Source organism: Actinomadura sp. NPDC048032 (genome assembly GCF_040653175.1).
GTDB classification, from domain to species: domain Bacteria; phylum Actinomycetota; class Actinomycetes; order Streptosporangiales; family Streptosporangiaceae; genus Spirillospora; species Spirillospora verrucosospora.
Map to the genome: position 1 here is coordinate 1 of NZ_JBEZJP010000373.1, position 8,328 is coordinate 8,328.

Annotated in this window: 11 protein-coding genes; 7 read left to right on the plus strand and 4 right to left on the minus strand. The window is 76.3% G+C overall.

The genetic code is table 11. The features are described 5' to 3' along the window. On the plus strand, positions 1-867 hold an 867-nt coding region (locus AB0C69_RS33200), incomplete at its 5' end, for an MFS transporter (RefSeq protein ID WP_360358869.1). Here AB0C69_RS33200 and AB0C69_RS33205 read toward each other — a convergent pair. Then, entirely contained in the window at positions 857-1,135 is a 279-nt protein-coding gene (locus tag AB0C69_RS33205; RefSeq protein ID WP_230298848.1) for a type II toxin-antitoxin system Phd/YefM family antitoxin, read from the minus strand. The two genes, AB0C69_RS33200 and AB0C69_RS33205, sit on opposite strands and share 11 nt — an antisense overlap. Before the next feature lie 201 nt (positions 1,136-1,336). Between AB0C69_RS33205 and AB0C69_RS33210 the strand changes: the two genes are divergently transcribed. From AB0C69_RS33210 to AB0C69_RS33220, 3 genes are all read left to right on the plus strand, one after another. Further along, positions 1,337-1,900, plus strand: a complete 564-nt coding sequence (locus AB0C69_RS33210) for an ATP-dependent Clp protease proteolytic subunit (protein WP_353835886.1) — start codon at positions 1,337-1,339, stop codon at positions 1,898-1,900. After that, entirely contained in the window at positions 1,897-2,502 is a 606-nt protein-coding gene (locus AB0C69_RS33215; RefSeq protein WP_345187057.1) for an ATP-dependent Clp protease proteolytic subunit, read from the plus strand. The genes AB0C69_RS33210 and AB0C69_RS33215 overlap by 4 nt, the downstream gene beginning before the upstream one ends. Before the next feature lie 140 nt (positions 2,503-2,642). Further along, positions 2,643-2,987, plus strand: a complete 345-nt coding sequence (locus AB0C69_RS33220; RefSeq protein ID WP_345187085.1) for an RNA polymerase-binding protein RbpA — start codon at positions 2,643-2,645, stop codon at positions 2,985-2,987. 112 nt (positions 2,988-3,099) lie between these two features. Here the strand turns inward: AB0C69_RS33220 and AB0C69_RS33225 are convergent, their stop codons facing one another. Further along, positions 3,100-3,765: a response regulator transcription factor gene (locus tag AB0C69_RS33225; RefSeq protein ID WP_360358870.1), complete on the minus strand. Its 666-nt coding sequence runs from the start codon at positions 3,763-3,765 to the stop codon at positions 3,100-3,102. Further along, on the minus strand, positions 3,762-4,775 hold the full coding sequence (locus AB0C69_RS33230; RefSeq protein WP_360358871.1) for a sensor histidine kinase: 1,014 nt from the start codon (positions 4,773-4,775) through the stop codon (positions 3,762-3,764). Before AB0C69_RS33230 ends, AB0C69_RS33225 begins: the two co-directional genes overlap by 4 nt. 136 nt (positions 4,776-4,911) lie before the next feature. Between AB0C69_RS33230 and AB0C69_RS33235 the strand changes: the two genes are divergently transcribed. Genes AB0C69_RS33235 through AB0C69_RS33245 form a run of 3 tightly spaced genes read left to right on the plus strand, consistent with a single transcriptional unit; the run spans position 4,912 to position 8,101 of the window. Then, positions 4,912-5,841 carry an ATP-binding cassette domain-containing protein gene (locus AB0C69_RS33235; protein ID WP_353835803.1) on the plus strand — a complete coding sequence of 310 codons (930 nt, stop codon included), beginning with the start codon at positions 4,912-4,914 and terminating at the stop codon, positions 5,839-5,841. Beyond that, positions 5,838-7,295 carry an ABC transporter permease subunit gene (locus tag AB0C69_RS33240; protein WP_360358872.1) on the plus strand — a complete coding sequence of 486 codons (1,458 nt, stop codon included), beginning with the start codon at positions 5,838-5,840 and terminating at the stop codon, positions 7,293-7,295. The genes AB0C69_RS33235 and AB0C69_RS33240 overlap by 4 nt, the downstream gene beginning before the upstream one ends. Then, complete coding sequence (locus AB0C69_RS33245) at positions 7,292-8,101, plus strand: ABC transporter permease (RefSeq protein WP_360358873.1); 810 nt, start codon at positions 7,292-7,294, stop codon at positions 8,099-8,101. The genes AB0C69_RS33240 and AB0C69_RS33245 overlap by 4 nt, the downstream gene beginning before the upstream one ends. 3 nt (positions 8,102-8,104) lie before the next feature. Here the strand turns inward: AB0C69_RS33245 and AB0C69_RS33250 are convergent. Further along, a partial coding sequence (locus AB0C69_RS33250) for a hypothetical protein (protein WP_360358874.1) occupies positions 8,105-8,328 on the minus strand: 224 nt, incomplete at its 5' end.

The window sequence follows — 8,328 nt, forward strand, 5'->3', positions numbered from 1 at the left end:
GGCGCCGCCCACGGAGCGCTGGACGTCGCCATGAACGCCCACGCCGTCCAGGTCGAGCGCGGCTACGGAAGGCCCGTGATGGCCGCCTTCCACGCGGCCTTCTCTCTCGGGGGCGTCCTGGCCGCCCTGGCCGGCGCCCGGACGCTCACCTGGGGCTGGAGCCCGGCGGCGACCTTGGGCACGGTGGCGGTCCTGAGCACGGCCGTGGGCGCGGCGGCGGCCCCCGCGCTGCTGCGGTCCGGCGGAGCGCCGGACACCGCCGCCCCGCCGGCGCGCCGCCGGACGCCCCGGCGCATCCGCGGGCTGGCCGTCCTCGCCTTCATGATCATGCTGTGCGAGGGGATGGCCAACGACTGGAGCGTGCTCCACCTGCGCGATCTGGGCGCGTCGCCCGGCACCGCGGCGCTCGCGTTCGGGGCCTTCTCCGCCGCCATGACCGGCGGGCGCCTGCTGGCCGACCGGCTCGCCGCGCGCTTCGGCCCGGTGGCCGTGCTCCGCAACGGCACCGCCCTGGCCGCGGCCGGCCTGACGGTGGCGGCACTGTCGCCCTGGGCCGCGCCTGCCCTGGCCGGCTGGGCGGTGCTCGGAGCGGGGCTGTCGGGGGCGGTCCCCCAGCTGTTCAGCGCGGCGGGCCACCACGACCGGGAGTCTTCGGGCGCCAACGTCTCCCGCGTGGCCGGGCTCGGCTACCTCGGGATGCTCGCGGGGCCGGCCGTCATCGGCCCGCTCACCCGCGCCGTGCCGCTCGGCCTCACGCTGTTCCTGCCGGTGGCGCTGTGCGCCGTCGCGGCCGCGGCGGCGGGGCTCGTGCGGCCCCTGGACGGCGCCGGTCTGCGCCCCGGTCGCGAGACCGAGGTCAGGGCCTGAAGCCGGGCGGGCGGTACTCGGCCGCGATGCGCATCGGCGGCTGCGGCTGCTGCTGGGGCCGCTCGGCGGGCCGCGAGGGCTGCCCCGGCGGGACGGTCCCGCCGACCTGCAGGTCGGCGCGCTGGGCGCGGACCGTCTCCAGGAGTTCCAGATCTTCTGGAGAGACCAGGGCGGCCATCACCCTGCCCCGCCGCGTGAGCTTGACGGGCTCGCCGGTGTAGGCGACCCGGTTCACCAGATCCGCGAACTGGGCGCGTGCTTCGGTCACCGGAACATCCACGTGATTCATCGTATAGCGAAACACCCCGCCCCCCTCTGGCCCTCTCGCGGGCACTGGAATACTGTCCGTACGTAGTGTACGAAACGTACAGATGATCAGGGAGGCGCGATGGACGGCGGACCGTGGCGACAGGACGGCCGGCAGCCGGCGGAGACGTTCACCGGCAGGTCGCGGGCACGCGTGGACGAGATGACGCGACCGGCGGACGCGCAGCTGTTCGAACGGCTGCTGGCCCAGCGGATCGTGTTCCTCGGCAGCGAGATCGACGACGGTCTGGCCAACCGGATCAACGCGCAACTGCTGCTGCTCGCGGCGCAGGACGCCCGGCGCGACATCACGATCTACATCAACTCCCCGGGCGGCGTCGTGGACGCCGGGATGGCGATCTACGACATGATGCAGTTCGTCCCGAACGACATATCCACGGTCGCGATGGGCATGGCCGCCTCCATGGGACAGACGCTGCTGTGCGCGGGGACCCGGGGCAAGCGGTACGCCCTGCGGCACGCGCGCGTGATGATGCACCAGCCGCACGGCGGCATCGGCGGCACGGCGTCCGACATCAGGATCCAGGCGGAGCAGTCGCTGTACCTCAAGCGGACCCTGGCGGAGCGGACGGCGTTCCACACCGGGCAGCCGCTGGAGCGGATCGAGGCCGACGGGGACCGCGACGCGTGGTTCACGGCCGAGCGGGCCCGCGACTACGGCTTCGTCGACCACGTCATCGACAGCACCGACCGGGTGGGCACATGACACGCGCGGAACGGCGCTCCCTCGTCCCCCAGTTCGAGGAGCGCACCGGCCAGGGCCGCAAGGAGACCGACCCCTACAGCAAGCTGTTCGAGGAGCGCATCGTGTTCCTCGGCGCGCCGGTGGACGACACCAGCGCGGGCGACGTCACGGCGCAGATGCTGGCGCTGGAGGGCATGGACCCCGACCGGCCCATCGCCCTCTACATCAACTCGCCGGGCGGGTCGATCACCGCGATGCTGGCGATCTGCGACACCATGCGCTACGTGCGGCCCGAGATCGAGACGACCTGCGTCGGGCAGGCCGGGTCGGCCGCGGCGATCCTGCTGGCGGCGGGCTCGCCGGGGCGCAGGCAGGCGCTGCCGGGCGCCCGGATCCTGCTGCACGAGCCGGAGATCGACGTGGCCGAGGGCGCCGCCACCGACCTGGAGATCCAGGCGCGGGAGGTGCTGCGGATGCGCGAGCAGACCGAGGCGATCCTGGCCGAGGCCACCGGGCACGACCCCGAGACCGTCCGCCGCGACCTGGACCGCGACCGCTACTTCACCGCCGCCGAGGCCAAGGACTACGGGCTCATCGACGCGGTGCTCACGTCCCGTCACTAGCGCGCCAGCCGCGTGTTCCCCGCCGGCGGCCGGGGACGAGCGCAAACAGCAGGGTTGGATCACCCCGGGTGGGGGAATCTTGTCACGGTGTTCAGCGTTGGTCTGGGCAAGACCGCAAGCCGTCTGGGAGGCACGTGACGATGGCCGAGCGCGCACTTCGCGGCACCCGACTCGGAGCGACGAGCTACGAGAACGATCGCAACACCGATCTGGCCCCTCGCCAAGAGGTGGACTACACCTGCACCAAGGGCCACCGGTTCACCGTGACGCTCGCAGCCGAGGCCGAGGTGCCGATCACCTGGGAATGCCGCAGCTGCGGCGCCACGGCCCTGCGGGTCGACGGCGAGCTGCCCCAAGCCAAGAAGGGAAAGCCGCCGAGGACCCACTGGGACATGCTCATGGAGCGCCGCACGCTGGAAGACCTGGAGGAGGTCCTGGCCGAACGCCTGGAGATCCTGCGCGCGGGGCGCAGGAAGTCCGCGTGAGCGGCTGACAGTTCTCGACGCGAGGGCCCGTACCGGCGGGGGTGCGGGCCTTCGCCATGCCCGGCGGTCCTTCGCCCGCCGGGGCCCTCGCCCCGCCGGCCCGGCGCGGCCGTCACCGGCCCGAGCGGGGCAGTACCAGGCCGCTCTCGTAGGCGGCGACGACCGCCTGGACGCGGTCGCGCAGCCCGAGCTTGCGCAGGATCCGGCTGACGTGGGTCTTGACGGTCTCCTCCCCCACGACCAGCCGGCCGGCGATCTCGGCGTTGGACAGGCCCTCGGCGACCAGGCGCAGCACGTCGGTCTCGCGCGGGGTCAGCGCGTCCAGGGCCGGCCCCGCCGACGGCGGGCGCGGCCGCAGCCGCGCGAACTCCCCGATGAGGCGGCGGGTGACGGCCGGGGCCAGCAGCGCCTCCCCCGCGGCGACGACCCGGACGGCGTCGAACAGCCGCTCGGCCGTGACGTCCTTGAGCAGGAACCCGCTGGCGCCCGCGACGAGGGCGTCGTAGACGTGCTCGTCCAGGTCGAAGGTGGTCAGCATCAGGACCCGCGGCGCGTCGGGCTCGGCGGTGACGCGGCGCGTGGCCTCGATGCCGTCCATGACCGGCATCCGCACGTCCATCAGCACGACGTCGGGACGGTGGTCGCGGCACACCCGGACCGCGGCGGCGCCGTCGCCCGCCGTCGCCACGACCTCCAGATCGGGCTGGGTGCCCAGCAGGGCCCCGAAGCCGGCGCGGACGACCTCCTGGTCGTCGGCCACCGCGACGCGGACGCTCACGACTCCTCCCCCAGCGGCAGCGTGGCCTCCACCAGGAACCCGCCGACGGGCCCGGGGCCGGTGCGCAGGTCGCCTCCGACGGCGGCGGCGCGCTCGCGCATGCCGAGCAGCCCGTGCCCGGCCGGGCCACCAAGGCCTGCGTCGGTGCCGGGGCCGGGGCCGTTGTCGCGGACGCTGACGCGCAGCGCGTCCGGGGCGTAGTCGAGCTCCACGTCGACGGCCGCGCCGGGCGCGTGCCTGCGGGCGTTGGTCAGGGCCTCCTGGACGATCCGGTAGGCGGCCAGCTCCAGTCCGGGGTCCAGGGCCGCGACGTGCCCGGCGACGATCAGGCGGACGCCCGCGGCGCCCGACTCGCGGGTCCCGTCGACCAGGTCGAGGAGCTCCTGCAGGCCCGGCTGGGGGCGGCGGGTCGGCTCGGCGCCCGCGTCCTCGCGCAGCACGCCGAGCAGCCGCCGCATCTCGGTGAGCGCGGTGCGGGCGGTGTCGCCGATGGCCAGCAGCCGCTTCGCCCCCTCCTCCGGCATGCCGGGGACCGCGAGCCGGGCCGTCTCCGCCTGCACGGAGATCATCGAGATGTGGTGGGCGACGACGTCGTGCAGCTCCCGGGCGATGCGGGCCCGCTCACCGCGCGCGGTGTGCTCCAGCAGGGTGGTCTCGAACTCCCGCCGCGAGGCGTCGAGCGCGGCCGCCTCGGCGCGGCGCCGCAGGACGCGGCGGCGCGCCAGGACCGTCCAGACGGTGGCCAGGGCGGCGAGGGCCGCGACGGCCGGCCCGCGGTGCAGGACGCACGCCGCGGCGGCCGCCGCCGTGATCACCGCCGCGGCCGCCGCGCCCCGGTCGCGGACGGCCGCCAGCGGGAGCGTCGCGCACACGTCGACCAGCAGGACCAGCGCCAGGACGGCCCCCGAGCCGTGGGTGCGGTAGACGGCCTCGGCGACGGCGGCCGCGGCCAGGCAGCCGCCGGCCACCGGCCACCGCGCCCGCCCGGCGGTCTCGTCGCTGTCGCCCACGGACGCCATTGTGGCGCGGACGGCGCCGCGGCGGCGTCCCTCCCGCGGGGGACGCCCGCTCCCCCGGGCCGCGCCCGCCGGAACTGCTCCCTGGCGTGACGACCCGCGGCGGCGGCGCTCCGTAGTCTCCCGGTCCATGGAGGCAACCATCGAAGTACGGGCCCTGCGCAAGCGGTACGGGCCCACCCTGGCCGTGGACGGCCTGTCGTTCACGGTCGGCCCCGGGCAGGTCACCGGGTTCGTCGGCCCGAACGGCGCCGGCAAGTCCACCACCATGCGGATGATCATGGGGTTGGACCGGCCGGACGGCGGGACGGCGCTGGTCGGCGGCCGGCCCTACCGGTCGCTGCGGACGCCGCTGTGCCGGCTCGGGGCGATGCTGGACGCGTCCGCGGTCCATCCGGCCCGCCGGGCCCGCGACCACCTGCTGTGGCTCGCGCACGCCAACGGGCTGCCGTCCCGGCGGGTGGACGAGGTGATCGGGCTGACCGGGCTGGCGAGCGCGGCCCGCCGCCGGGCGGGCGGGTTCTCCCTCGGCATGCGGCAGCGGCTCGGGATCGCCGCGGCGCTGCTCGGCGACCCGCCGGTGCTGATGTTCGACGAGCCGGTCAACGGCCTGGACCCCGAGGGCGTCACCTGGATCCGGGGGCTGCTGCGGTCCCTGGCGGCCGAGGGGCGCGCCGTGCTGGTCTCCAGCCACCTCATGGGCGAGCTGGAGGGAGGCGCGGACCATCTGGTGGTGATCGGGCGGGGCCGGCTGATCGCCGACACCAGGGTCGCGGACCTGCTGGAGGCCGCGTCCGGCGGCCGGGTCGAGGTGCGCACGGCCGAGCGCCGGGAGGCGATGACCGCTCTGGCTCGCGCGGGCGCCACGGTGGCGGCGTCCGGCCCGGACGCCGTCACCGTCACGGGACTGGCCGCCGAGAAGGTCGTCGCGGTCCTCACCGAGGCCGGGGTGGGGTTCAGCGGGGTCGGCGAGCACCGCGCGTCGCTGGAGGAGGCCTACATGGAGCTGACCCGGGACGCGGTCGAGTTCCAGGCGGCGCAGGGGCGGGAGTCCCGGTGAGCGCCCCAGGGACCGCCGCAGTCGCGCCGTACCGCAGCACCGTCCAGGACGAGGCCCGCGACGGGTTCGGGCGGCTGCTGGCCGCCGAGTGGACCAAGCTGCGCACCGTCCGCCGCTGGGTGCTGGCCCTGCCGGCGTCGGTGCTCCTGACCGTGCTGGTCGCGCTGCTGGCGGCGGCCGGCAGCCAGTCCACCCGCTCGGGCGACGGGCCGCCGCCCGACCCGGCCCTGCTGAAGATCTCCGACCTGGGCCACTACACCTACATGCCGCTGGCCGGAGACGGCACGGTCGTCGCGCGCATCACCTCCCAGGAGGGCGGCGGCGCCTGGGCCAAGGCCGGCCTGATGGTCAGGGGGAGCACGCGGGCGGGCGCCCCGTACGCGGCGCTGGCGGTGACGCCGGGACACGGCGTCCGCCTCCTGAGCGGCTACAAGGAGGGCGGCGCCGGCGGCGGGCCGGGCGCGGTGCCGCGCTGGCTCAAGCTGTCCCGCGCCGGGGCGGACGTCACCGGCTACGCCTCGGCCGACGGCCGCGGCTGGCGCCGCGTCGGGTCCGTCCGGCTGAAGGGGCTGCCGCGGACGGCCCTGGCGGGCGTGTTCGTTGCCGCCCCGGACAAGGTCGAGGTGCGGCGGATGTTCGGCGGGGAGAGCGTCTCCGGGCAGCCCTCGGCCACGCGGGCGGCGTTCGACCAGGTGGCGGTGGCGCCGGCGCAGCCGGGCGCCGCCTGGCGGGACCGCGCCGCGGCGAGCGGTCCGGCGGCCGACCCGTCCCTGGACGGGCGCACCGGGTCCGGAGGGACGATCACGCTGAAGGGCGTGGGGGACATCGGGCCCAACGCGTTCGCCGACGACGTCACCAGGACCACCCTCTCCGGCGCGCTCATCGGGCAGGTGGCGATCGTGACGCTGGCGGTGCTGTTCGTGACGGCGGAGTACCGGCGCGGGATGCTGCGCACGACGTTCGCGGCCGCCCCCCGGCGCGGCCGGGTGCTGGCGGCCAAGGCGGTCGTGGCGGGCCTGGCGTCACTGGCGGCGGGGCTGGCCGCGGCGTTCGGGTCGGTGCTGCTCGCCGGGCCGCTGGAGCGCTCGCACGGGCTGGCGGTGCCGCCCCTGACCGACGGCGCGGTGCTGCGCGCGGTCGCCGGGACGGGGGCGCTGTTCGCCGTGATCGCCGTGTTCTCGCTGGCGGTCGCGGTGATCGTGCGGCGCGGCGCGCCCGCGATCACGATCGTGCTGCTGCTCCTGCTCGTCCCGCAGATCGTGGCGACCGGCCTGCCGCTGTCGGCGGCGCGGTGGCTGGAGCGGCTCACCCCGGCGGCCGGGTTCGCGATCCAGCGGACCGTCGACCGCTTCGACCAGTCGATCGATCCGTGGGCGGGACTCGGGGTGCTGTGCGTGTACGCGGCGGTCGCGCTGGCGGCGGCCGCGCGGCTGGTCGTGGGGCGCGACGCATGACCGGCCGGGCAGGGACGGGCCTGCACGCGCTGCACGCGGAATGGACGAAGCTGCGCACGGTGCCGAGCACGGCGTGGCTCGCGCCCGCCCTGGCGGTGCTGGTCGCCGCGGTCGGCGCGGCGGTGACCGGCACGGTGGACACCGCGCACTGCACGGGGCCCGCCGGGTGCGCGGAGGACACGCCGAAGCTGGCGCTGTCGGGCGTGCAGCTGGGGCAGGTGGCCGCGGTGGTCCTCGGGGTGCTGGCCGTCGGGGGCGAGTACGCCACGGGGACGATCACCGCGACGCTGGCGGCGGTGCCGGGGCGGATCACCGTGCTGGCCGCCAAGGCCGCCGTCGTGGCGGGGCTCGTCGCCGCGGGCGGGACGGCGGGCGTGCTGGCGTCGCTGGCGGCCGGGCGGGGCGTCCTGCCCCGCAACGGCTTCACGGCCGCGAACGGCTACCCGCCGCTGTCGCTCGCCGACGGCCCCACCGCCCGCGCCGCCGCCGGGACCGTCCTCTACCTGGTGCTGGTGGCCCTGCTGGCCCTGGGCGCGGGGACGGTGCTGCGCGAGCAGGCGGTGGCGATGGGGGCGGTGCTGGCGCTGCTGTGGATCGCGCCGGTCCTCGTCCGGCTGGTCGGGGACGAGGAATGGCGGGAGCGGCTGGAGAGGCTCTCTCCGATGACGGCGGGGCTGGCCGTCCAGGCGACGCGGGGCGTGGAGAGGCTGCCGATCGGGCCGTGGGAGGGCCTCGGCGTGCTGGCCGCCTACACGGCCGCGGCGCTGCTGGCGGGCGGCGTCGCTCTCGCCGTCCGCGACGCCTGAGGGTCAGGCGCGCGACGTCCGGTCGCCGTGCTCGTCGACGGCCTCGTCGTCGTGGACGACCTCGCCGCGGACCACCGGTCCCGGCGGGGTCTCGACGCGTCCGGGCCCCCGCCCGAAGGGGTCGAACCCGGCGGCGCCGGGCGGGAACATGGTGGCGGCGCGCTGCTCGCGCGGGTCGTCCAGGCGACCGGCACGGCGGTGATGATGCCGCTGCTGATGACGACGCT

Bases quoted from the DNA above. Each gene is read 5' to 3' on its own strand.
- AB0C69_RS33210 (WP_353835886.1), top strand. From the start codon at position 1,337: ATGACGCGACCGGCGGACGCGCAGCTGTTCGAACGGCTGCTGGCCCAG.
- AB0C69_RS33215 (WP_345187057.1), top strand. From the start codon at position 1,897: ATGACACGCGCGGAACGGCGCTCCCTCGTCCCCCAGTTCGAGGAGCGC.
- AB0C69_RS33245 (WP_360358873.1), top strand. From the start codon at position 7,292: ATGACCGGCCGGGCAGGGACGGGCCTGCACGCGCTGCACGCGGAATGG.
- AB0C69_RS33220 (WP_345187085.1), top strand. From the start codon at position 2,643: ATGGCCGAGCGCGCACTTCGCGGCACCCGACTCGGAGCGACGAGCTAC.
- AB0C69_RS33235 (WP_353835803.1), top strand. From the start codon at position 4,912: ATGGAGGCAACCATCGAAGTACGGGCCCTGCGCAAGCGGTACGGGCCC.